Source organism: Arthrobacter sp. P4_F10, assembly GCF_056401435.1.
In genome coordinates, this window is record NZ_JBFUJJ010000021.1 from 41,680 (window position 1) to 64,197 (window position 22,518).

The following is a 22,518-nucleotide window of genomic DNA, read 5'->3' on the forward strand; positions in this document are numbered from 1 at the left end:
AATGCGCAAAACACGCTAAATTTGTAACTGAAGTATTCACATATAGCGCACCGGCAGGCACCAGCATTTTCCCAGCACGACGCCGGTGCTGCAGTCATAGAAGGATGTACGCAATGGCAAGTCTCGGTGAACTGGAACGGGCAGTGATGGACCTGCTCTGGGCAGGCCAAGAAGCTGCGACGGCCAACACGTTGCGGGACCTCCTCGCGCAGAGCACTCACCCCCAGGACGGCACGGCCGGACACGTGGGCAAGGACCTCGCGGTCACCACGGTGCTGACCGTGCTCTCCCGCCTCGAGCGCAAGGGCCTTGTTGAACGCGAACGCGGCACCCGCCCGCACCGCTACCAGGCTGTCTCGAGCCGCGCGGACCACACCGCGGAGCTCATGCACGAGGTCCTCGGCTCGGCCCCGGACCGCGAGGCCGTCCTTGCCCGGTTCATTGGTTCCGTCACGGACAACGAAGCAGAAACCCTGCGCAAGCTATTGGGCCGCAACTAGCGCCCGATGTTCTGGACCTCATATTTTCTGGCGGTCCTGGCGATAGCATTGGCGTGGCCGGTGCCTATCCTCCTCTCCCGTGCCCAGTGGCCGGCCCGCTCCCCTTTCACGGCGATGCTGCTGTGGCAGGCGATCGCCCTGGCCGGTGGCCTGTCCATGATCGGTGCCATGCTGGTCTACGGGCTCGAGCCGATCGGGGATAGCCTGCTCTCCGGCCTGCGGGCCCTGGCGGGGATGGTCTTCAACAATGCCCCCACTACCGATCTGGGCTTCTGGCACATTTTTGCGCTCTCGGCCGCGGCCCTACTGACGGCGCACCTTGTTTTCACCCTGCTGCTGACCTACTACAAGATCCAGCGACAGCGCCGGCGCCACCGCGAACTGCTGGACCTTCTGGCCTCACCGTCCTCTGACGGCCCGGGGACCATGGTCCTGAACGTGGACTCCCCCGTGGCGTACTGCCTGCCCGGCGGCGCACGGTCCGTGACTGTTCTCTCCGACGGGCTCATGGCCGCCCTGGAGCCCGATGAGCTGCGTGCCGTGCTGATTCACGAGAACGCGCACCTGAGCCAGCGCCACCACCTCCTGCTGTGGGCCTTCGCCGCGTGGCGCCAGGCCCTGCCATGGCTCCCCACCACCCGGCTGGCGCAGGAATCGGTCAACTCCCTGATCGAAATGCTGGCCGACGACGTCGCGCTCAAGACAGAGAGCAAGGCGACCCTCATCAAGGCGATTGCCATTGTGGCCAGCGGTTCACCGGCCACCCCCGCGGCACGCTTGGCGTTCGGCGAGCCCGGCCTGTCCGACGTCGACTCCAGCCAGCCCGGCGCCACTGGAGGCACTGGCTCGGCCGGTACGACGGCGTCCCGGGTCAGCCGCCTGCTCTCGCCCCGGCCGCCGCTGTCGGAACCGCTGCGCGCCGTCGTCCTGGCCTGCTGTGTGCTGCTGCTGGCCGTGCCGACGGCCCTGCTGCTGGTCCCCGGCCTGCTCGGCTAGGGCCGGCCCCAGCCAATCTGATCATCGCGCTCAAACGCCGGGCCGCCCCGCCAGAAGAACGGCGAAGCGGCCCGGCTTAGCGGCCGGCGAAGCGGCCCGGCTTGGCGGCCTGCGCTGTTATTTCAGCAGCTTGCTGGCCTTGAACTGGAGGTCGACGTTCCCGGAGCCGTTGCCCTTGGCGGATCCATTGACCGCCGAGGTGGTCATGGCGAAGGTCAGTGTGGAGTGGGCGATCGCGTCGGCCATTTGCTCCAGCACGGTGGTGTTGACGTTGCCGATCGTGTCGCAGGCCTGGTGGTAGCAGGAGTCATGCGCAACATTCGCTGTCCCGCCGAACACCGCCGCCTCCTCCACGGTCTTGATGCCTTCCGCGCCCGTGAACAGGCCGCCCGCAGGAATCCCGTTGTTGATGAACCCGGAGTAGTCCGAGCGCCCGTCAAACTCCGTCGGCGCGGTGGGCAGGTTCTGGGACTTGAAGTAGTCCACGAAGACCTTCTCGACGAGCCCGGAGCCGTTGGGGCCCTTCGTGCCGAAGGAGGAACCGTCGCCGTCGTAGACGTACCGGACAAAGTTCGGCGAGCCGACCATATCGAAGTTGAGGTTGACCGCGTGAGTCTTTATCTGGCTCGCCGTCAGCTGGGAAGCGTAGTAGTCCGAGCCGATGAGTCCGGGCTCCTCTCCTCCCCAGAAGGCGAAGCGGACCCTGTTGACCGGGGTCTGGCGGGACGCCTTCAACTGGATCGCCGTCTCCAGGATGGAGGCGGTCCCGGTGCCGTTGTCGTTGATGCCGGGCCCCTCAGGCACGGAATCGAGATGCGCCCCCACCAGGACGGTGCGGTCCGCACGTCCGCCGGTGTCGGCCAGGATGTTGAAGGACGTCAGTGCGGTGACGGTGGCGTTCACGGAGAGGTGCATGCTGACGCCTGTCAGCCCGGCGAGTTCGGCGCCGGTCGCGAAGCTGGTGCTGACCACAGGGAGACTGGCCTGAGGCGCGTCCAGCGTGCCGCCGAACAAGGCAAAGCGCTCGTCGCCCGGGTCGTCATTGCCCTGGTTGAAGATGATGACGCCGGCTGCTCCGGCCGCGGCGGCGTTGTCCGCTTTGATCCGGAAGGTGCACGTGCCGCGCTGGATCAGGGCGATGCTGCCCGGTGTGAACGCGCCGAAGTCAGCTGCCTCGCAGCCGCTGGTGGAGGCCCGGTCACCGGCCAGGTTGATGTCGACGGCGGCCAGCGGGGCAGTGACGTCGCCGGAACCGGAGTAGACCATATCGAGGAAGCCGTCCGGGGCGTCATAGGTGTAGCTTCTTGGGGATGGCGATAGCCGCTCCATGGAGGCCGAGACCGTGTCATAGCGGTCGTAGGGGAATGTTTGGCGGACCGGGGTGTAGCCGGCGGCCCGCAACTTCCGCTCGATGTACCGGGCGGAGGCTTCATAGCCGGGAGTGCTGGCAGCGCGGGTGCCGCCGTTGGCGTCCGCGACCGCCTGGAGCGATGCGAGATGCTTCATGATGTTCTTCGCCGACACGGCCGCACGCAGGGATGCCGTGTTTGTTCCGTTGTCAGCGAGTGCGGGCGGCGCAAGGCTGGCCGCCAATCCGATCGAGGCGGCGATGGCCGCGCGGCGGATATTCCGGCGTTGCTTCATAGGGGTCTCCTGGATTCGGCTGCGGAATCCGAATCCGGGCGTCCTTTGCCCGCATCGGTGAGATGAAGCTATCGGAAGCACCTTGGGCAAAGGTTGGGCGAGCCAGGTGCCGGCGGGGCAGCCGCGACGGGAGGGATCTCTGTCGCACGGCCCGTACCCGCCGGCGGGACATCAGGCGTCGATGCGCTCCCGGTCCAGGTTTGCGGCGCCTGCAATGATGAAGTCCTTGCGGGGCGCCACGTCCGAGCCCATAAGGAGGTCGAACGTCTCTTCGGCCTGCTTGGCGTTCTCGATCCCGACCTTGCGGAGAGTCCGGTGACGGGGGTCCATGGTGGTTTCGGCCAGCTGCTCGGCGTCCATCTCACCCAGACCCTTGTAGCGCTGGATCGGCTCCTTGTAGCGCTTGCCCTCTTTTGCGAGCCGCGCCAGCAGGACATGGAGCTCGGCCTCGGAGTAGGTGTAGATCATCTCGTTGGCCTTCTGGCCGGCGTTGACCACCTCCACCCGGTGCAGCGGCGGGACGGCGGCGAAGACTCGGCCCTCGTCGATCATCGGGCGCATGTAGCGGAAGAAGAGCGTCAGGAGCAGGGTCCGGATGTGGGCGCCGTCGACGTCGGCGTCGGTCATCAGGATCACCTTGCCGTACCGGGCGGCGCTGATGTCGAACGTCCGGCCCGAGCCGGCTCCCACCACCTGGATCAGGGCCGCGCACTCTGCATTGGAGAGCATGTCCCCCACAGAGGCCTTCTGGACGTTGAGGATTTTGCCGCGGATCGGCAGGAGCGCCTGGAAGTCGGAGGACCTCGCCAGCTTGGCGGTGCCGAGTGCGGAGTCACCTTCGACGATGAACAGTTCGGAGCGTCCGACGTCGTCCGTGCGGCAGTCGGCGAGCTTGGTGGGCATGGATGAGGTTTCCAGTGCATTCTTCCGGCGCTGGGTTTCCTTGTGGACCCGCGCGGAGATGCGGGACTTCATCTCGCTGACGATCTTTTCCAGCAGCAGCGCGGACTGGGCCTTGTCGTTGCGGTTCGCGGACGTCAGCTTGGCGCTGATCTCCTGTTCCACCACCTTGGCCACGATGGCCCGCACGGCGGACGTGCCCAGGATTTCCTTGGTCTGGCCCTCGAACTGAGGTTCGGCCAGCCGGACGGTCAGGACTGCGGTCAGGCCGGCGAAGATGTCGTCTTTTTCGATCTTGTCGTTGCCGGCCTTGAGCTTGCGGGCATTGGTCTCCACGGCCTTGCGGAACGTCTTGAGCAGGGCCTGCTCGAAGCCGGACTGGTGGGTACCGCCCTTCGGCGTGGAAATGATGTTGACGAAGGTGCGGACCGTGCTGTCGTAGCCGATGCCCCAGCGCAGCGCGACGTCGACCTCGCAGTCGCGTTCGACCTCCGCGAGCTGGCTGTGGCCCTTTTCGTCGAGGACGGGGACGGTTTCCTTGAATTTCCCGGCACCGTGGAGGCGCCAGATGTCCGTGACGGCCGGGTCGGCGGCGAGGAAGTCGACAAACTCGGAGATGCCGCCGTCGTGGTGGAAGACCTCCTCGTGCGGGCCGGATTCGCCGGGCGTGCCGGCAACCCGGCGTTCATCCCGGACCGTGAGCTTCAGTCCGGGGACCAGGAACGAGGTCTGGCGGGCACGTGCGGCGAGGTCATCGTAGGAGAATTTGGCGTCGGGCGTGAAGATCTGGCGGTCCGCCCAGTAGCGGATCCGGGTTCCGGTCACACCGCGCTTGGCCTTCCCCACGACATCCAGCACGGAGCCGTCAATGAAGGGTTCGAAGAGGGTCGCGGGGTCCGGCTTCGTGCCCGGATCCTTGAACCGGCCAGGCTCCCCGCGGCGGAAGGACATCTTGTACGTCTTGCCGCCGCGGTCCACTTCGACGTCGAGGCGGGCCGAGAGCGCGTTGACCACGGAAGCGCCAACGCCGTGCAGACCGCCGGAAGCGGTGTAGGAGCCGCCGCCAAACTTTCCGCCGGCGTGCAGTTTGGTGAATACCACCTCGACGCCGGTCAGCCCGGTTTTCGGTTCGACGTCCACCGGAACGCCACGGCCGTCGTCGTGGATCTCCACCGAGTTATCCGCATGGAGGATGATCTTGATGTCGTGGCCGAAGCCGGCCAAGGCCTCGTCGACGGAGTTGTCGATGATTTCCCAGAGGCAGTGCATGAGTCCGCGGGAGTCCGTGGAGCCGATGTACATACCCGGGCGCTTACGGACGGCCTCGAGGCCCTCCAGCACGGAGAGGTGCCGGGCGGTGTAATCAGAACTGGGTGCCACGGGTCGTGAACTCCTTACAGGATCGGGACCGCCCCTGCAGCGTGCAAAGGTGGGCAGTCACAGAATTTGACGCTCTTCCTAGATTAGTCGGACTCCGGGTCATCGACGGTTTGCCACTCCCCGCAGGCGCTCTCCGCCCACTCGCCGTTACTGAGACGTGATACGCGGACAGCGAAAGAAGGCCATCCGTGCCATGGTTTGGCCACGAATGCTGGTTATATAGGTATACCGATCTACTAAGGAGGCCGAACATGACAACAGCAGTTGCGGACCGCACACTGACCGCCGCAGACCGGTGCGATCGTTGCGGAGCACAGGCATATGTCCGAGTTGTTCTCGGTGCCTCCGGCGGTGAGCTTCTTTTCTGCGGCCACCACGCACGCGCCGTAGAGCCGACACTCAAGCCGCTCAGCTCAGACTGGCATGACGAGACTGACCGCCTTCACCAGAAGGCCCCGGTTCCGGTCGACTAGACCGCACACCGGTTTCGTTTCGGCGCCCCACAGGGTTCCGGGCGACCTGAGACACTGAATCAGGGCCCCTCCATACCGGAGGGGCCCTGATTCGTTAAGTGACGTTTTCCCGTGGGCTACGCTCACCAAGCAACGTGGCGGCATCAACAGCGACCTACTTGGCTGCATCAACAGCAACGCGGGGCCACGTCCGGCCCGTTCCTCCGATGAGGACGGGCGGGATGTGACCCCGCGTTGGTGTGAACTTCGCCTGGCCTGTGGCCAGTGGGCGCTTAGTCCAGGTAGTCGCGCAGGACCTGTGAGCGCGACGGGTGCCGCAGCTTGGACATGGTCTTGGATTCGATCTGGCGGATGCGCTCGCGCGTCACGCCGTAGACCTTGCCGATTTCGTCTAAAGTCTTCGGCTGACCGTCGGTGAGGCCGAAGCGCATCGCGACCACACCGGCTTCACGCTCGGACAACGTGTCCAGCACCGAGTGCAGCTGTTCCTGCAGCAGGGTAAAGCTCACGGCATCCGCGGGAACCACGGCTTCGGAATCCTCGATGAGGTCGCCGAACTCGGAGTCGCCGTCCTCGCCCAGGGGGGTGTGCAGCGAGATGGGCTCGCGGCCGTACTTCTGGACCTCCACGACCTTTTCCGGAGTCATGTCCAGCTCGAGGGCCAGCTCCTCCGGTGTGGGTTCGCGGCCGAGGTCCTGCAGCATCTGCCGCTGTACGCGGGCCAGCTTGTTGATGACTTCCACCATGTGCACCGGGATGCGGATGGTGCGGGCCTGGTCGGCCATGGCGCGGGTGATGGCCTGGCGGATCCACCAGGTGGCGTACGTGGAGAACTTGAAGCCCTTGGTGTAGTCGAACTTCTCGACCGCACGGATCAGGCCCAGGTTGCCTTCCTGGATCAGGTCCAGGAACAGCATGCCGCGGCCGGTGTAACGCTTGGCCAGGGAGACGACGAGCCGGAGGTTGGCCTCAAGCAGGTGGTTCTTGGCACGCTTGCCGTCGTGGATGACGAACTCAAGCTCACGCTTGAGCTTCGGATCCATGGTGCCGTCGTCGGCGGCGATCTTCTCCTCGGCGAAGAGTCCGGCCTCGATCCGCAGGGCCAGGTCCACTTCCTGCTCGGCGTTCAGCAGGGCGACCTTGCCGATCTGCTTCAGGTAGTCCTTGACGGGGTCGGCGGTGGCGCCGGCCGACATGACCTGCTGCACGGGGGCGTCATCGTCGTCGGCGTCGGAGTACACGAAGCCGGAGCCGGTGGCGGCCGCGGCCTTGCCGGCGACTTCTTCGCCTTCTACTTCTTCGCCGAGCTCGGCGGCGTCGGGCGTGATGTCGTCGAGATCCTCTTCGGCGTCGACGTCGTCGTCGGACGCACTGGCTGAGTTGCCGGCGGCTTCTGCCGCGGCTTTAGCGCCGGGCTTGGGCCCGCGCTTCTTGGGCTCAGGCTTGGCGACCCCGGTAACGGTGTCGCCACCCTCTGCGGAAGCGGCGTCCTTGACAGCCTTGTTGGCTGCACGGGTGGCGGCGCGCTTGGCGTTGGTCGCCGCCTTCTTCTCCTCAGGGGACAATTCGGCCTGGTCGGCGGGTTCCTTCTTCGCGGAAGACGGGGTCACTGAAAACCTTTCTAGCTGCGGTCTGCGGAATCACCATACGGGCAACACCACTATGACCCTGTCAAGTCCGTGTTCAACACCAGGTGCAAACCACGACCAGCAGAGCCACTTAGTAGAACTGCTGGGATGGCCTAAATGTTCCCTGTTTCCAAGGAACATTTAGGGCACTTGATACACGGACCCAACCGGGTCTCGGCAACCATTGTCTCACGGTTTTCACGCTGAGTGCCTTCGGGACACCGGGTCCACAATATTGCGGCGGCTTCCCGGCCGCGTCAGTTGCTCATGCCGCGTCAGGCGCAAACTTCTGCCAGGCGGCCTCGCGCCTGGCCGCCCAGCCGCACAGGGCGCCGCGCCGGCCAAGCTCCGCCAGCAGTTCCGCGAGCCTGTATCCCGGGTGCTCCTGCAGGGCCTGCCGGTACAAGGCGTCGGCGTAGGAGCCGCGGCCACGGCACCATTCGATCCAGCCCCGTGCCGTCACGGCAGCTGCAGTTGACTCCCCGTCACCCAAACCGCTGAGCCGCTCCAGGACGCGCTCGAGCCCGACCATCAGGGTCCAATCCGGGACTGATGGCGCCAGTCCGAGCAGGACTTCCCCGTAACCGGGGACCGCTTCGGCAACCGGAACCGTGCCAGTAGCGGGCCCGCCGGTGGCAGACGCCTCCGGCAGCGGCGACCCCGGAACGGACATGGAACGGGAGGCGGGGTCGGAAGTGCGATCGGGCATGCGGTCCGACATGGGCCCTGACAGAGGACTAGGCGTCGGTCCGAGCCGTGAGCCGAACGTGGATCGGGGGAAGGCGTCGGACCCGGCCTCCGCGTCGAACATGCCGAAGTCCTCAGCGCCGCATTCGGCTGCGGACCGTCCGGCCGCCGCCATGACGAGCACGGCGTCCCGCCATGACGGAATGCACAGGCTGGCCCGCAGGTAGCCCGCCAGTTCGGGTGAGAGCTGAAGTGGCTGAGCCGCGGTCCTGGGATCGAAGTTAGTGGGATCAAGATTCCCGGCGGGGTGATTCCCGGCGTCGGGCGGCCCGGCGTCGGGGATGGCGGCCCCAGGGGCCAGGGCGCTCTGCGCCGGGCCGGGGGGATTCTCGCGGACAGTGCCAGCCTGCATGGCCATCGTCCAAACATCGAGCACCTGGTCAAATTGTGTCCGGTCCCGCCGTCGCGGGGAGAATTGTTCCGCCCAGCCGCACTCGGCCGCGCGCACCGCGGGGTCCACAGGCAGCGGCGCCGGGTGAGTCCCTTGCGCGCCGGGGACGGCGCCGACGCTGCTGCCGCGGTAAACCATCTCGGCGTTGAGCCGGCTGTTCTTGATCTGCTCGACCGGCCGGCCGGGCGTCCCGCAGCCCTCCGGATCATCGCAGTACGCGTTGCGCCAGAACTCAGCACCGATAATCCAGGCGTCCCGCAAAGGCAGGCCGGCTGCCTCGAGGGCTAGCTCGAGTTCCTTGAGCAGGCCCGCCCACGCACTGCTTTTGCCGGGAGTGTTCGCATCGGTGTCAGTGAAAAAGGCCAGCAGCGAACCATCAGCTGCGTCATCCGCCTGCAGGTAGGCCACGACATTTCGTGCGAATTCTGCCAACATATCCCTCCGGCCCGAGCCGGAGCGTCGTTTGGGGACGGCGCTCCCGCGCCCGCCAGCCGCGGAGCCACCGCCTCCCCCGCCGCTCCGGCCCCCACCGGCCCCGCGGCCGGTGCCGCCTCCGGGCTCGGGGAGGTCGACCCGCAAGGTGGCTCCGAGCCGTTTGCCTTGCAGGGTCATGGCCACGAGGCTGTTTTCCGGCCAGTAGCCGAGGGAATGCGGGATGAAGCCCAGGATGTCTTCGGGGCCGGTGATTCTCAAGTGATCGGGAGCTGTCATAAGCCCAGCTTCGCGGCGGCCGCGTCCTCGCGGCAGTACCAGACAGCGCTATGTGGATAAACGCGTGGTGGATAAACAGCTATGTGGACAACCCAGTGCGGAAACGTGCGGGCCGCGCCGGCCAGCAGCCAGGGCCCAACAACGGATCAGGGCGTGCGGCGGCGCTCCGCGACCAGCCTGCGCTGCTCGGCGATGGTCTTGAGCAGCGGCGGAACCATGACCCCTTGGGCCGCCATCTGGCGCCGGACCTTCCGCCGGGTCGCGATGATGGCGCCCGCTCCCCCGGCAAGCAGCAGGAACTGCACGCTGAGGGCCACGCGGAACGGATCCAGGCCGTAGAGCTTCCCTTGGGAGAACCCGCTGGCGTTCAGGAGGTCGAGCACCAGCCCAATCAGGTAGATGGACACCAGCGCAGCAATGAAGCCGCCCACGTTGACAATGCCGGTGGCGGTGCCCAGCCGGTGGGCCGGATTGAAAGTCCGGGCGAAGTCGAAGCCAATCATGGAGCCGGGACCGCCGACGGCCAGGGTCACCACGAGGGCAGCCAGGAGCCAGAGCGGTGCGCGCCCCGGCAGAAGCAGAACCGCTGCCCAGGCGGCGGCGGTGCAACCGGAAATCAGGAGCACCATGGTGGAGCGCCGGAGCGGATGGCGGGCAACGAATCTTCCCATCAGCGGTCCGGCGGCAATGGCACCGGCCACGTACAGCGCCATGAGGGCCGAGACGGTACCGCGGTCCAGCCCCTGGGCGGAAATCAGGAAGGGGTAACCCCACGTCATGGCAAAAACCGTGCCGCTGAACTGGACAGTGAAGTGGCTCCACAGCCCCAGCCGCGTCCCCGGTTGCCGCCAGGCGTGCGCCAGCGAAATCCCGGTAGCGCGCAGCCCCTGGGATGGCGTCGGAGCGGGGTGCCCCGGCGGTAGGTCCTGAAGCAGGAGCAGGACCAGCACGACGGCGAGGCCCGACATCGCGGCGAGTGTCAGGAAAGCAGGAGTCCACCCCGCAGAGTGCAGGATCATCGCGAACGGCACCACGCTGAAGAGCTGGCCCAGCTGCCCGGACATGCCGGTCAGCTGGGTCAGCAGCGGCACACGCCCCGGCGCGAACCAGAGCGGGATAAGCCGGATCACGGAGATAAACGTCATGGCGTCACCGGCGCCCACCAGGACGCGTCCCAGAACTCCGCCGGGGATGTTGTCGGCAAACGCCAGCTGAAGCTGGCCGAGCCCCATCAGGACACCGCCGCCGGCCAGCATGGCGCGGGAGCCGAAGCGGTCCACGAGGATGCCTACGGGAATCTGCAGCGCGGCATAGACCAGCAGCTGGAGCACGGTGAAAAAGGAGATCTCGGCCGCGCTGGCGTGGAAGCGTTCCGTTGCTTCCAGGCCGACCACCCCGAAAGAGGTGCGCTGGCTGACCGCCACGAGATAGGCAAAGATCCCGATGATCCAGATCAGCCAGGCGCGGGGAGAGGTCACTCCCCCATTATGCCCGGTTCATGATAAATAGTATTTATTCGCCGGGTTCTTTACGGGCCAGATACGCCTCGACGGCAGCACCAAGGGCATCGGCGTTGGGGATTTGGTCGTTCTCATCGGCCAGCAGCGACCTCCGGACCGTCCCCTCCGCCTTTTCGTCGTACCGGGTCTCCAGCCGCGAGACCACCTGCTGGACCTCCTCGGACGCCTCGATCTGCTCGGCGATCTGCCGGCCCACCTCGCGTCCCGCCTCGCGCAGACGGTCGGTCGGCAGCATGAGGGACGTGGCCGCGCCCAGGTACTCCAGCCCGGCCACGGCGGCCGTGGGGTACTCGGCTTCGGCCAGGTAGTGCGGCACATGGATCACATAACCGGCGATGTTCCGGCCGGCTTCTGTCAGCCGCAGCTCCAGGATGTGTCCCACCGCAGCCGGGACCTCCACTGTGGGCTTCCATACCGAGATCCCCTCGATCAGCTCCGGCCGGTTGCCGTGCACGGTCACACCGACCGGCCGGGTGTGGGGCACCGGCATCGGGATCGAATGGATCCAGGTGACGAGGTTAACGTCGAGCTCTTCGACGAGGCCGACGACGGCGCGCGCGAAGCGTTCCCATTGCAGGTCCGGCTCGAACCCGGCAAGGAGCAGGAACGGGCTGCCCAGCCCGTCGACCAGCCGGTAGAGCGCCAGGCTCGGCGCCTGGTAGTCCTGCAGGTGGTCCTCGACAAAGCTGATCTGCGGGCGCCGGGACCGGTAATCGATCAGCTGGTCGGCGTCGAACTCGGCGATCATCTGGGCGTCGAGCGTGTCCAGCAGTTCAGCGGTGATCTGCCGGACCACGTGGCCGGCGTCGGCGAAGCCGGTGAACCCCATGACGAGGTTGAGTCCGCGCAGTTCGGTGCTGGAGAACAGCGCGTCATCACGGATGTAGAGCGACTGGGGATCCAGCAAAGAGCCGGAAATCCGTTCAATCACGGCGTGTTCCTTTCACGATGGCGGCGGTGGGAGAAGCGGGGTGCGGTCCGTCGTCCGGACGGTGCCAGGCAGAACCCGCCAGTCAGGCAGATCCTGTCGGCCAGTCCCATGAGGCACTCACCGCACGGCAGCGCCGCTATCAATACAACGCCCCAGGGCCCGGGCTAATTCCTGCCTGGGGTGTGCTCCAGCTCTCATTCGATTGAATTTCCGCACTGCCGAGAGACTACGATCGGACATGGCCCTAGGGCTTGTTTTGCAGACACCGGGTTGCGCCCCAGACCGACGGCGCCCCTGGGATCCGTGGCAGGGCGCCAAACATGCAGTTCCTGCCGAATATCACCGAGAACCATCACAGAGAATTGAGGACTGTCCTCGTGGTCAAGAATAGTGAAGTCAAACTTAGTGCAGTCGCAGGGGATTTGAAGAAGTCCCCCAGCGATGCCCTCGTCATCGGCGTCGGACAGGGTCCCGACGGCCCCGTTTTGCTCGACAATCCGCTGACGGCCAAGGCCGCGGAGGCCCTGGCGGAATCACTGAGCGTTCTTGGCATCACCGGCGCGGCGGACCAGGCTCACCGGCTGCCCGGCCTGCCCGAGGCCGGGGCCACCGTTCTGCTCCTTGCCGGCGTCGGCAAACTGTCCGCGAAGCAGCCGGTCTCCGAGGAGGCGCTGCGCCGCGCCGCCGGCTCGGCCGTCCGCCAGCTGGCCGGCGTCACCACCGTCACCCTGGCACTTCCGACGACGACCCTGGCCGAGGTCGCGGCGGTCGCCGAGGGCGCCGCGATGGGCGCGTATTCCTACACCGAGTTCCGGACCTCCAAGGACGGGCTCAAGGATCCGGTGAAGAACGTCGTCATCCGCACCGACTTCGCTACCGACAAGGCGCTCCAGCCGGTCCTGCACCGGGCGTCCCTGATCGGCACGGCCGTGAACGCGACCCGCACCCTGGTGAACCAGCCGCCGAGCCACCTCTACCCCGAGTCCTTCGCCGACGCCGCCAAGGAACTGGCCAAGGGCCTGCCGGTCAAGGTGACGGTCTGGGACGAGAAGCGCCTTGAGAAGGAGGGCTTCGGCGGCATCCTCGGGGTCGGCAAGGGCTCCACCCGGCAGCCGCGCCTGGTAAAGGTCGAGTACGCCCCGGCGAAGGCCACGGCCAAGATCGCCCTCGTGGGCAAGGGCATCACCTTTGACACGGGCGGCATCTCCATCAAGCCGGCCCTGGGCATGGGTGACATGAAGTCCGACATGGCGGGCGCCGCCGTCGTCCTCAACACGGTCCTGGCCCTGGCGGGCCTCGGGCTGCCCGTCAAGGCGACCGCGTGGCTCTGCATCGCCGAAAACATGCCCTCCGGCGCTGCCCAGCGCCCGGCCGACGTCCTGACGATGTTCGGCGGCAAGACCGTCGAGGTTCTCAACACCGACGCCGAGGGCCGCCTGGTCATGGCCGACGGCATCGTCGCCGCCAGCCAGGAATTCCCGGACGCCATCATCGACGTCGCAACGCTCACCGGCGCCCAGCTGATCGCCCTGGGCGACCGCACCGCCGGCGTGATGGGCGCCGACTCACTCACCGGCGCCATCAAGACCGCCGCCGACCGGGCGGGCGAGCTCGTCTGGCCCATGCCGTTGCCGGAAGAGCTCCGGGCCAGCCTGGACTCGCAGGTCGCGGACATCGCCAACATCGGCGAACGCCACGGCGGCATGATGACCGCGGCCGTCTTCCTGCGCGAATTCGTGGGCAAGGGCAAGGACGGCGAACAGATCCCGTGGGCACACATCGACATCGCCGGCCCGTCGTTCAACAGCGGCAGCCCCTACGGCTACAACCACAAGCAGGGCACGGGCTGCACCGTCCGGACCCTGGTGGCCTACGTCGAGGACATCCTCGCCAAGGCCGTCTAGTCGGCATTGCGGCTTTGTGGCCGGGGCGGCGGTGCTTCCCCGGCCACAAAGCCGCGTGACACTGGACACAAGCGCTCCACAAACGCCATGGCAAGGTGGAGCATGTATTAGTGGTTCGCTAAGGTAAACCTTGTTTCCCAGAAGCAGACCCCAATGTAGTAGTCACAAATGAAAGGGAACCTGCCAGCTGGCACAATCACAGCAGGCAGGTTCCAAGACCAGATGATGCGTACTCTCGTGTCATCGTTCACGCGAGGGAGCGTTTTAGTGGCCGATCAGGCAACTGCGCAAGAATTCGACATCCTGGTACTCGGCGGCGGCAGCGGCGGCTACGCCACCGCGCTGCGTGCTGTCCAGCTCGGCCTCACCGTCGGCCTCATCGAAAAGGGCAAGCTCGGCGGTACGTGCCTCCACAACGGCTGTATCCCCACCAAGGCCCTGCTGCACTCGGCAGAGCTGGCCGACCACGCCCGCGACTCGGCCAAGTACGGCGTCAACGTGACTCTTGACAGCATCGACATCACCGCTGTCAATGCGTACAAAGACGGCATCATTGCCGGCAAGTTCAAGGGCCTGCAGGGTCTGATCAAGGGCAAGAAGGGCATCACCGTCATTGAGGGTGAAGGCAAGCTTCAGGGCACCGACACCGTCGTCGTGAACGGCACCGCGTACAAGGGCAAGAACATTGTCCTCGCGACCGGCTCCTACTCCCGCACGCTGCCGGGCCTGGAAATCGGCGGCAAGGTCATCACTTCCGACGAAGCCCTCACCATGGATTACATCCCCAAGAGCGCGATCATCCTGGGCGGCGGCGTGATCGGCGTCGAGTTCGCTTCTGTCTGGAAGTCCTTCGGCGTCGACGTCACGATCGTCGAGGGCCTCCCGTCGCTGGTTCCGAATGAGGACGCCACGATCGTCAAGGCTTTTGAGCGCGCCTTCAAGAAGCGCGGCATCAAGTTCTCCACCGGTGTCTTCTTCCAGGGGGTCGAGCAGAACGACGACGGCGTCAAGGTCACCCTCGTAGACGGCAAGACCTTCGAAGCCGACCTCCTGCTCGTAGCTGTGGGCCGCGGCCCTGTCACGGCGAACCTCGGCTACGAAGAGGCCGGAATCACCATCGACCGCGGCTTCGTCATCACCAACGAGCGCCTCCACACCGGCGTCGGCAACATCTTCGCCGTCGGCGACATCGTCCCCGGCGTGCAGCTCGCGCACCGCGGCTACCAGCAGGGCATCTTCGTCGCCGAAGAGATCGCCGGCCTGAAGCCGGTCATCGTCGAGGACGTCAACATCCCCAAGGTCACCTACTCCGAACCCGAAATCGCCACCGTCGGCTACAGCGAGAAGGCCGCCAAGGAGAAGTTCGGCGAGGACCAGATCCAGACCCAGGAATACAACCTGGCCGGCAACGGCAAGAGCTCCATTCTGGGCACCAGCGGCCTGGTCAAGCTGGTCCGCCAGAAGGACGGCCCCGTGGTGGGCGTCCACATGATCGGCGCCCGCATGGGCGAGCAGATCGGTGAAGCCCAGCTGATCGTGAACTGGGAAGCCTACCCGGAGGACGTGGCCCAGCTGGTCCACGCCCACCCCACCCAGAACGAATCCCTGGGCGAGGCGCACCTGGCGCTGGCGGGCAAGCCCCTCCACGGCTAAGCATCTCCGCAAGACAACAGAGCTTGGTGCACCCGGCCGGAAATGCCGGGTGCACTAAGCTCGAACAAGGCAGCAATCATCCGCACTAAAGATCAATAAGGAGAACGGGGACGACATGTCTGAATCCGTTAACTTGCCCGCCCTCGGTGAGAGCGTCACCGAAGGAACCGTCACCCGCTGGCTCAAGCAGGTCGGTGACCGGGTAGAGGTGGACGAGCCGCTGCTCGAAGTCTCCACCGACAAAGTAGACACCGAGATCCCCTCTCCGATCGCCGGCGTGATCGAGGAAATCCTCGTCGCCGAAGACGAGACCGCTGAAGTTGGCGCCCCGCTGGTCCGCATCGGCTCGGGCGACGCCGCCCCGGCCGCCGCAGAGGCTCCGGCCGCCGCACCCGCCGAAGAGGCCCCCGCGGCTGAGGCTCCCGCAGCCCCCGCCGCAGAGGAACCGGCTGCAGCTCCGGTTTCTGCTCCCGCGGGTGAAGGACACGACGTCACGCTGCCGGCCCTGGGTGAAAGCGTCACCGAAGGCACTGTTACCCGCTGGCTGAAGAGCGTCGGCGATACCGTAGAGGTCGACGAGCCGCTGCTCGAGGTTTCCACCGACAAGGTTGACACCGAAATCCCGTCCCCGGTTGCCGGCACCCTCCTGGAAATCCGCGTCAACGAGGACGAGACCGCCGAGGTCGGCTCCGTCCTGGCCGTCATCGGCTCCGGCGCCGCAGCACCCGCCGCACCGGCGCCCGCCGAGGCACCGGCCCCGGAAGCCCCCAAGCAGGAAGCTCCGGCAGCCCCCGCGCCGGCAGCAGCTCCCGCGGCCCCCGCCCCGGAAGCCCCCAAGCAGGAAGCCCCCGCTGCTCCGGCAGCCCCCGCCGCTGAAGCGAAGACGGAAGCTGCCGCACCGGCAGAGTCCGGCTACGTCACTCCCCTGGTCCGCAAGCTCGCCAACCAGCAGGGTGTCGACATTGCTGCCCTCACCGGCACGGGCGTCGGCGGCCGCATCCGCAAGCAGGACGTACTGGCAGCTGCCGAGGCAAAGGCCGCGCCGGCCGCAGCCGCTCCCGCCGCGGCGCCGGCATCCGCGCCGGCAGCTGCGTCAGCCTCAGCTTCCGCGTCCTCGCTGCGCGGCACCGTGCAGAAGGCCCCGCGGATCCGCCAGGTCATCGCCCGCCGCATGCGCGAGTCGCTGGACATCTCCACCCAGCTGACGCAGGTCCACGAGGTCGACATGACCAAGGTGGCCAAGCTGCGCGCCAAGGCCAAGAACTCCTTCCAGGCCCAGAACGGCTCCAAGCTGACCTTCCTGCCCTTCATCGCCAAGGCCGTTGCCGAGGCCCTGAAGCAGCACCCGAAGGTCAACGCGTCCTACGACGAGGACAAGCAGGAGATCACCTACCACAACGCCGAGCACCTGGCGATTGCGGTGGACACCGACAAGGGCCTGCTGGTTCCGGTCATCTCGGACGCCGGCAGCCTGAACCTGGCCGGCCTGGCCGGCAAGATCGCCGACGTCGCCGACCGCACCCGCAACGGCAAGATCGGCCCGGACGAGCTCTCCGGCGGAACCTTCAGCATCACCAACATCGGTTCCGTGGGCGCACTGTTCGACACCCCGATCATCAACCAGCCGCAGGTTGCCATCCTTGGCACCGGTGCGATCGTCAAGCGGGCCGTAGTGGTCGCCGACGAGAACGGCGATGACTCGCTGGCCATCCGTTCGATGATGTACCTCTCCCTGACGTACGACCACCGCCTGGTGGACGGCGCCGACGCGGGACGCTTCCTGCAGACGCTGAAGGCACGCCTTGAGGAAGGCGCCTTCGAAGCCGACCTTGGGCTCTAGGGTCTAAAAGCACACCGACGGCGACGGCGGTGCGGGCGCCGGTGGGAAACCACCCGAGTGCCCGTGCCGCCGTCGCCGTTTGCTGTTCCGTCCCGGGACGCCCGGCGGGTCCTACTACGGTGCGTAGAAGACTCTGGCTACACTGATGCCATGAACATCGTCTATAACGTCATGGTCTTCCTGCACATCATCGGCGCCGCCATGATCGTCGGCATCTGGATCGGCCAGATGAAGAAGCCCACCGTCCACCCCCGCCAGTTCGACGGCGCGATGCTGCAGCTGATCACGGGCATCATCATGATGGGACTGATCCCGGCCCTGGACATGAACGCCAACTACGTCAAGCTCGGCATCAAGCTCGTCATCGCCCTGATCGTCGGCGTCCTGGCCTTCATCGGCCGCCGCAAGTACAAGAAGGGCGAGCCGATCAGCAAGGGCCTCGCGAACAGTGTTGGCGGCCTGGCACTGCTCAACGTTGCGATCGCGACCCTCTGGCAGTAGTTGTTCTGACGAACAGCGGCGGCGCCGCACCCCGACCCGGCGATGCAGAATTCGTTGCCCTCGGGATCCTGCATGACATCCCAGTGGAAGTCGCCAATGTCATTGCCCTCCACGAACCCGGCACCGAGGGACTCTGCGTGAGCGCGCAACGCCGCAGGGTCGGTCCCGTGGATGTCCAGGTGCAGGCGTCGCCTCCCTTCCGTGGGCTCCTCGACCTGCTGGAAGGCCAACTGCGGGGCCCCGGGGCCGGCCGGCTGGAGCCAGACGAACTGTTCGAAGCGGGACGAGACCGCCGTGCCCAGCAGCGCGGCCCAGAACTGGGCCAGACGCTCGGCGTCGACGGCGTTGACCATGATCGTGGCGATGCGTGCCGACGGCGGGGCTGGCGCCTGCGCATCTTCCGTAATTTCCATGACGCCACTGTACGGACGACACCGTCCGGGGTCACAATCCTCTGACAGCGGAACCCCCGTGCGGCGGCCGCTCGGAATCCCTAGGATTGATCACGGCAGGCTCCGGCATCTCGCCGGTCCCTGATTCACAACGACGTCGAGGAGTGGACATGGCAACAACACGCACCGCACACACTGTATGGAATGGCGACCTGATGACAGGCGCCGGCAACACCACCCTGGACAGCTCCGGGCTGGGCAACTTCGACGTCACCTGGAAGGCGCGCGCCGAGGCCGCCGAAGGCAAGACCAGCCCCGAGGAGCTCATCGCGGCAGCACACTCCGCCTGCTTCTCGATGGCGTTCAGCAACGCCCTGGCCCAGGCCGGCCACACGGCCGAGGAGATCAACACGAAGGCTGACGTGACGTTCCAGCCCGGCACCGGAATCACCGGCAGCCACCTCACCGTCTCCGCGCGGGTCCCCGGCATTTCAGCTGACGACTTCCAGCGGCTGGCCGAGGAAGCCAAGACCGGCTGCCCCGTCTCCGCCGCCCTGACCGGCATCGAGATCACCCTGGACGCCACGCTGGCCTCCTAGTTCCGGCTAGCTCCGGGCGCAATTTGAGGCCCGCAGTAAAAGGCCCGCACTAAGCAATGGCCCGCCGTACAGCAAAGGCCCCCGTCCTCCTGGAATCTCCAGGAAGGCGGGGGCCTTCAGCACGGGGTTCCTCGCCGTCGGGCGGGCCGCCTAGGCCTGGCCGGCCTGCTGCCGCGCAGGCAGCGGTGCCGGCCGGACCCTGCGGTAGCCCTCGCGCAGCGGCGGACGGTCCGTGGGCAGTTCCTGGATCATTTCCTTCAGCGCCCCGATTCCGTACTCCAGCTGCGGGTCGGTGCCGGCGGCGTAGGCGTGCGGCGGGAAGGTCACCTCGATGTCCGGGGTGACGCCGAAGTTCTCTACGCCCCAGCCAACGCCACCGGCGAACCAGGTGGCGTAGCGCGGCTGGGTGACGCCGGTGCCGTCGGCCAGCGCGAAGCGGTTGTCGATCCCGACGACGCCGCCCCAGGTGCGGGTGCCGATGACGGGACCGATCCCCCGCAGCTTGGAGACCTGCGTGATGATGTCGCCGTCGGAGCCGGCGAACTCGTCCGTGAGGATGACGACCGGTCCGCGGGGAGCGTGGTGCGGGTATGTCCGCGGCTTTTCCCCGCGCGGCATGCTCCAGCCGGTGACCTTGCGCCCGATGAGCTCGGCCACGAGCTGGGATGTGTGGCCACCGCGGTTGCGCCGGACATCGACAATGAGTCCGTCCAGGGCCGTTTCGGTGTCGAGGTCGCGGTGCAGCTGGGCCCAGCCGTTGGCCATCATGTCCGGGATGTGCAGGTAGCCGAACGTCGCGTTCGAGGCTTCCCGGACGGTCCGCCGGTTGCCGGCGACCCATTCCTGATAGCGCAGGCGCTCCTCGTCCTTGACCGGGACCACCGCGACGCGGCGCTGGGTTCCTGCGGCCGCGCCGTGGCCGGCGCCGTTGCGCAGGGTGAGTTCCACGGGGCGGCCGGCCGCACCGACGAGCTGCACTGCGGGGGTCCGCGTTTGGGTAAGTTCGACGCCGTCGATCGCCAACAGGACGTCGCCGGGCTTGGCGTCGGCGCCGGGCCGGGTCAGCGGCGAGGTGGCCAGCGGGTCGGAGGACTCTCCCGCGAGGATGCGGGTGATTTCCCAGCCCTCACCGGTGAACTCCAGATCCGCGCCGAGGCGCCCCTGCGGGCTGCTGCCGTTCTCGGTGACGGCCACCGGGCGGACGTAGGCGTGGGAGGTGCCCAGCTCGCCGTGAAGCTCCCACAGCAGGTCCACAAGGTCATCATGGGAGCCGAGGCGTTCCACCACCGGACGATAGCGGGCGTGAATGGACTCCCAGTCCTGGCCGGCCATGTCCTCGGTCCAGAAGAAGTCGCGCTGGAGCCGCCATGCCTCGTCAAAGGCCTGGCCCCACACACTGAGCGGGTCCAACTGCACCCGGATGCGGCCAAGGTCCACCTTGATGAGCTGGCCGGAGTCCTCGTCGGCCTTGGCGCCGGCGGGCGCAACCCGGATCTGCTTGTCCTGGATGAACACGATCTTTTCCCCGTCGCCGGAGAGCCGGTAGCTGTCCACTGCCTCAACGATCGTGGACGTGCGGCGCTTGGCCAGGTCGTAGCGGACCAGGCTTGGCGCGGCGCCCTTGTCCTCGAGGCTGGCCCGGCCTTCGCCGGTGGTGCCGGCGAGTTCGCTGTCAAGCCAGAGCAGGGCCCCGGCAGCGGCGGCGAGTGAGGAGTAGTTGCCTTGCGGCACCGGGACGGCGATGACGCGGTGGGCCAGGCCGTCGGCGTCGACCCGCACGGAAGGCACGGGCTTGGCGGCGGACTGCCCCCCGGGTGCAGCACCGTCGGCTCCTGCCGCGCCTGAGACTGCGCCTGCGGCGCCGGCGCCGGCGCTGGCGTCGGCGTCTTGGAGGTCGACGCTTGGGCCGAACGGCGATGGGGTATCTGCGGCGAGGGCGACGAGGTAAGGCTTGATCGGGCTAGGGAAGGACAAATCGAAGGAGTGGCCGTCGTAGACCGGATCGAAACTGCGGTTGGAAAGGAAGGCGAGGTATTTGCCATCCGGGGTGAACGACGGTGATTCGTCGCGGAACCGGCCGTCGGTGACATCAATGATTGCCGCGCCCGCGCCGCCGTCGATCCTGGTGATCCGGAGCCGGCTGCGGGACCCGAAGGACGTAACCGGCTCGGACCAGCCGAGCCACGCGGAGTCCGCGGACCAGGTGAATCCTTCGATGCTGCCCTCGCCGATGCTGCTCAGCTGGGATATCGTGCCCGCGATTGTGTCCGCAAGGTAGATGTCACCGAAGGACGTGCCGACGGCGAGCCAGCGGCCGTCGGGGCTGGCTTCGATGGCGCTGGCCCGGCTGGGCTTGGGGAAATCGATCCGGGTGACGTCGCTGGACGCAGGCGCCTGCACGGCGGTGCCCGCATTGGCCGGGCCAGTCTGGGGGCCGGAGCCGGATGCGTCAGTAGCGGCCACGGCCCGGACTGCCGTCACCGGACTGGACACGGAACTGCCCACCGCGGCGGCAGTCAATCCGGAGCCGGTCAATGCTGCTGCGGACACCGGCTTCGGCAGCGGCATGCCGGCGTCTTCGGACGCCGCTGTGGAGTGCAGGCTGGCCTGGACGGCGGGCTGCGGTGCCTTGGTGGCCGCCACAGACGCGCCCGCCAGGGGCGCCGCAATGGCTTTTAGGTACAGGGCCTCGACGCCGTCGTGGTCGGCGACATAGGCGATCCGGCCCTCGCCGAACGGCCGGGGCAGCCGTGCACGGACACCCGGGGTGGCTTCGAGGACGCGGGAGGGGCCGTCCTTGTGCCGCAGCCAGTGGACGGTTCCGTGGGATTCAACGGCGCTGGACGCGCCGGTGCGGTCCGGGACGACGTCACCGAGGTGTCGTGAGGGCTTCAGCGCGGCGGGGCGGCGCGCTTGCGAGGCGGACCCGAGCGAAATGTCGAGTTTGACGGCCTCCGCGTCGAGGCTGGGCAGCAGCCAGAGCTCGCCGGCCGATTCGAAGACGACGCGTTCCCCGTCGGTGGCGGCGTGGCGGACGTAGAAGTCCTCGTGGTCCGTGTGGCGCCGCAGGTCGCTGCCGTTCGGCAGTACGGAATAGAGGTTTCCGTAGCCTTCGTGGTCGGACAGGAACGCGATCCGTCCCTTGACCCACAGGGGGTCAGTGAGGTTTCCGTCCAGCGCGGGGGCGAGCCGGAAGAATTCGCCGTTTCCGTCGGCGTCGATCCACAGCTTGCCGGCGGCGCCGCCGCGGTACCGCTTCCACCAGGCGGGCTCACGCGACAAGACGCTCGCGAGCACCACGGGGCGTTCGTCCCCGACGACGGGGCCGAAGGCCACCGATTCAACCGGGCCAAACGGGAGTTCCTTCGCCCAGCCGCCGGTGACGGGGAGGCTGTAGGCGTGGGTGTGACGGCTGTCTGACTGGCGGAACGCGCTGGTGACCAGGACGTCGCCGTCGGGCGTGAAGCCCTTGACCCGGGTGGAGCTGTGGCCGAAGTAGCTCAGCTGGCGGTAGCCGCCGCCGTCGACGTTTGCCGTGACGACTTCCGGGGCCGTCCCCTGGACGACGGTCCAGACCAGGCGCTTGCCGTCGGGGGTGAAACGGGGGTTGCGGGCCGGCAACTGCAGGGAGGATACGCGCCAGGCACGGCCCCCGCCCACGGGTGCAATCCACACGTCGTCCTCGGCCACAAAGGTGACCAGATCGCCGTGGACATGCGGGAAACGAAAGTAACTCGAGGGGGTCATCGTTTGATCATAGCGACAACGGCCCTTGCGGCCCGGGAGTTTCGCGGCCGTGCCGGGCATG

At 67.1% G+C, this 22,518-nt stretch carries 15 protein-coding genes and 1 pseudogene; 8 read left to right on the forward strand and 8 right to left on the reverse strand.

All coding sequences use genetic code 11. From position 1 onward, the window contains the following. Positions 1–113: 113 nt before the first annotated feature. Both AC1DR1_RS17365 and AC1DR1_RS17370 read left to right on the forward strand, forming a co-directional pair. Entirely contained in the window at positions 114–500 is a 387-nt protein-coding gene (locus AC1DR1_RS17365; RefSeq protein WP_229993248.1) for a BlaI/MecI/CopY family transcriptional regulator, read from the forward strand. A 6-nt stretch (positions 501–506) separates the two neighbouring features. Beyond that, a complete protein-coding gene (locus AC1DR1_RS17370) occupies positions 507–1,496 on the forward strand; it encodes a M56 family metallopeptidase (RefSeq protein WP_229993247.1) in 990 nt (329 codons plus the stop codon). Positions 1,497–1,613: 117 nt separating this feature from the next. Here AC1DR1_RS17370 and AC1DR1_RS17375 read toward each other — a convergent pair whose 3' ends face one another. Next, complete coding sequence (locus AC1DR1_RS17375) at positions 1,614–3,140, reverse strand: M20/M25/M40 family metallo-hydrolase (protein WP_229993246.1); 1,527 nt, start codon at positions 3,138–3,140, stop codon at positions 1,614–1,616. A gap of 171 nt (positions 3,141–3,311) precedes the next feature. Continuing rightward, positions 3,312–5,420: a DNA gyrase/topoisomerase IV subunit B gene (locus tag AC1DR1_RS17380; protein WP_229993245.1), complete on the reverse strand. Its 2,109-nt coding sequence runs from the start codon at positions 5,418–5,420 to the stop codon at positions 3,312–3,314. A gap of 251 nt (positions 5,421–5,671) precedes the next feature. Between AC1DR1_RS17380 and AC1DR1_RS17385 the strand changes: the two genes are divergently transcribed. Further along, on the forward strand, positions 5,672–5,893 hold the full coding sequence (locus tag AC1DR1_RS17385) for a DUF7455 domain-containing protein (protein WP_026266251.1): 222 nt from the start codon (positions 5,672–5,674) through the stop codon (positions 5,891–5,893). 272 nt (positions 5,894–6,165) lie between these two features. Here the strand turns inward: AC1DR1_RS17385 and AC1DR1_RS17390 are convergent, their stop codons facing one another. From AC1DR1_RS17390 to AC1DR1_RS17405, 4 genes are all read right to left on the reverse strand, one after another. Next, positions 6,166–7,503 carry an RNA polymerase sigma factor gene (locus AC1DR1_RS17390; protein ID WP_229993244.1) on the reverse strand — a complete coding sequence of 446 codons (1,338 nt, stop codon included), beginning with the start codon at positions 7,501–7,503 and terminating at the stop codon, positions 6,166–6,168. A gap of 283 nt (positions 7,504–7,786) precedes the next feature. After that, positions 7,787–9,370, reverse strand: coding sequence for a DUF4192 family protein (locus AC1DR1_RS17395; protein WP_476992977.1), 1,584 nt, complete (start codon positions 9,368–9,370; stop codon positions 7,787–7,789). A 146-nt stretch (positions 9,371–9,516) separates the two neighbouring features. Continuing rightward, positions 9,517–10,848 carry an MFS transporter gene (locus tag AC1DR1_RS17400; RefSeq protein ID WP_229996049.1) on the reverse strand — a complete coding sequence of 444 codons (1,332 nt, stop codon included), beginning with the start codon at positions 10,846–10,848 and terminating at the stop codon, positions 9,517–9,519. Positions 10,849–10,882: 34 nt separating this feature from the next. After that, complete coding sequence (locus tag AC1DR1_RS17405; protein ID WP_229996050.1) at positions 10,883–11,821, reverse strand: proteasome assembly chaperone family protein; 939 nt, start codon at positions 11,819–11,821, stop codon at positions 10,883–10,885. Positions 11,822–12,198: 377 nt separating this feature from the next. Between AC1DR1_RS17405 and AC1DR1_RS17410 the strand changes: the two genes are divergently transcribed. The 4 genes from AC1DR1_RS17410 (at position 12,199) to AC1DR1_RS17425 (ending at position 17,719) form a co-directional block, all read left to right on the forward strand. After that, positions 12,199–13,725: a leucyl aminopeptidase gene (locus tag AC1DR1_RS17410; RefSeq protein ID WP_229996051.1), complete on the forward strand. Its 1,527-nt coding sequence runs from the start codon at positions 12,199–12,201 to the stop codon at positions 13,723–13,725. A 267-nt stretch (positions 13,726–13,992) separates the two neighbouring features. Next, entirely contained in the window at positions 13,993–15,378 is a 1,386-nt protein-coding gene (lpdA, locus tag AC1DR1_RS17415; protein WP_018772391.1) for a dihydrolipoyl dehydrogenase, read from the forward strand. Between the two features lie 115 nt (positions 15,379–15,493). Next, on the forward strand, positions 15,494–17,218 hold the full coding sequence (sucB, locus tag AC1DR1_RS17420) for a 2-oxoglutarate dehydrogenase, E2 component, dihydrolipoamide succinyltransferase (RefSeq protein WP_476992978.1): 1,725 nt from the start codon (positions 15,494–15,496) through the stop codon (positions 17,216–17,218). Between the two features lie 150 nt (positions 17,219–17,368). After that, positions 17,369–17,719 carry a hypothetical protein gene (locus AC1DR1_RS17425; protein ID WP_229995712.1) on the forward strand — a complete coding sequence of 117 codons (351 nt, stop codon included), beginning with the start codon at positions 17,369–17,371 and terminating at the stop codon, positions 17,717–17,719. 101 nt (positions 17,720–17,820) lie between these two features. Here the strand turns inward: AC1DR1_RS17425 and AC1DR1_RS17430 are convergent. Then, a pseudogene (locus AC1DR1_RS17430) lies at positions 17,821–18,132 on the reverse strand (VOC family protein); the annotation flags it as partial. A gap of 149 nt (positions 18,133–18,281) precedes the next feature. Here AC1DR1_RS17430 and AC1DR1_RS17435 point away from each other — a divergent pair. Continuing rightward, positions 18,282–18,710 (forward strand): OsmC family protein, encoded by a 429-nt coding sequence (locus tag AC1DR1_RS17435; protein ID WP_229995714.1) that lies wholly within the window; start codon positions 18,282–18,284, stop codon positions 18,708–18,710. Positions 18,711–18,860: 150 nt separating this feature from the next. Here the strand turns inward: AC1DR1_RS17435 and AC1DR1_RS17440 are convergent, their stop codons facing one another. Then, positions 18,861–22,457, reverse strand: a complete 3,597-nt coding sequence (locus tag AC1DR1_RS17440; protein ID WP_476967668.1) for a S41 family peptidase — start codon at positions 22,455–22,457, stop codon at positions 18,861–18,863. Positions 22,458–22,518: the final 61 nt, after the last annotated feature.

Excerpts from the sequence above, each read along its gene's own strand:
- sucB (WP_476992978.1), top strand. The coding sequence starts at position 15,494 with ATGTCTGAATCCGTTAACTTGCCCGCCCTCGGTGAGAGCGTCACCGAA.
- AC1DR1_RS17370 (WP_229993247.1), top strand. The coding sequence starts at position 507 with ATGTTCTGGACCTCATATTTTCTGGCGGTCCTGGCGATAGCATTGGCG.
- AC1DR1_RS17375 (WP_229993246.1), bottom strand. The coding sequence starts at position 3,140 with ATGAAGCAACGCCGGAATATCCGCCGCGCGGCCATCGCCGCCTCGATC.
- AC1DR1_RS17385 (WP_026266251.1), top strand. The coding sequence starts at position 5,672 with ATGACAACAGCAGTTGCGGACCGCACACTGACCGCCGCAGACCGGTGC.
- AC1DR1_RS17425 (WP_229995712.1), top strand. The coding sequence starts at position 17,369 with ATGAACATCGTCTATAACGTCATGGTCTTCCTGCACATCATCGGCGCC.
- AC1DR1_RS17365 (WP_229993248.1), top strand. The coding sequence starts at position 114 with ATGGCAAGTCTCGGTGAACTGGAACGGGCAGTGATGGACCTGCTCTGG.
- AC1DR1_RS17395 (WP_476992977.1), bottom strand. The coding sequence starts at position 9,370 with ATGACAGCTCCCGATCACTTGAGAATCACCGGCCCCGAAGACATCCTG.
- AC1DR1_RS17435 (WP_229995714.1), top strand. The coding sequence starts at position 18,282 with ATGGCAACAACACGCACCGCACACACTGTATGGAATGGCGACCTGATG.
- AC1DR1_RS17440 (WP_476967668.1), bottom strand. The coding sequence starts at position 22,457 with ATGACCCCCTCGAGTTACTTTCGTTTCCCGCATGTCCACGGCGATCTG.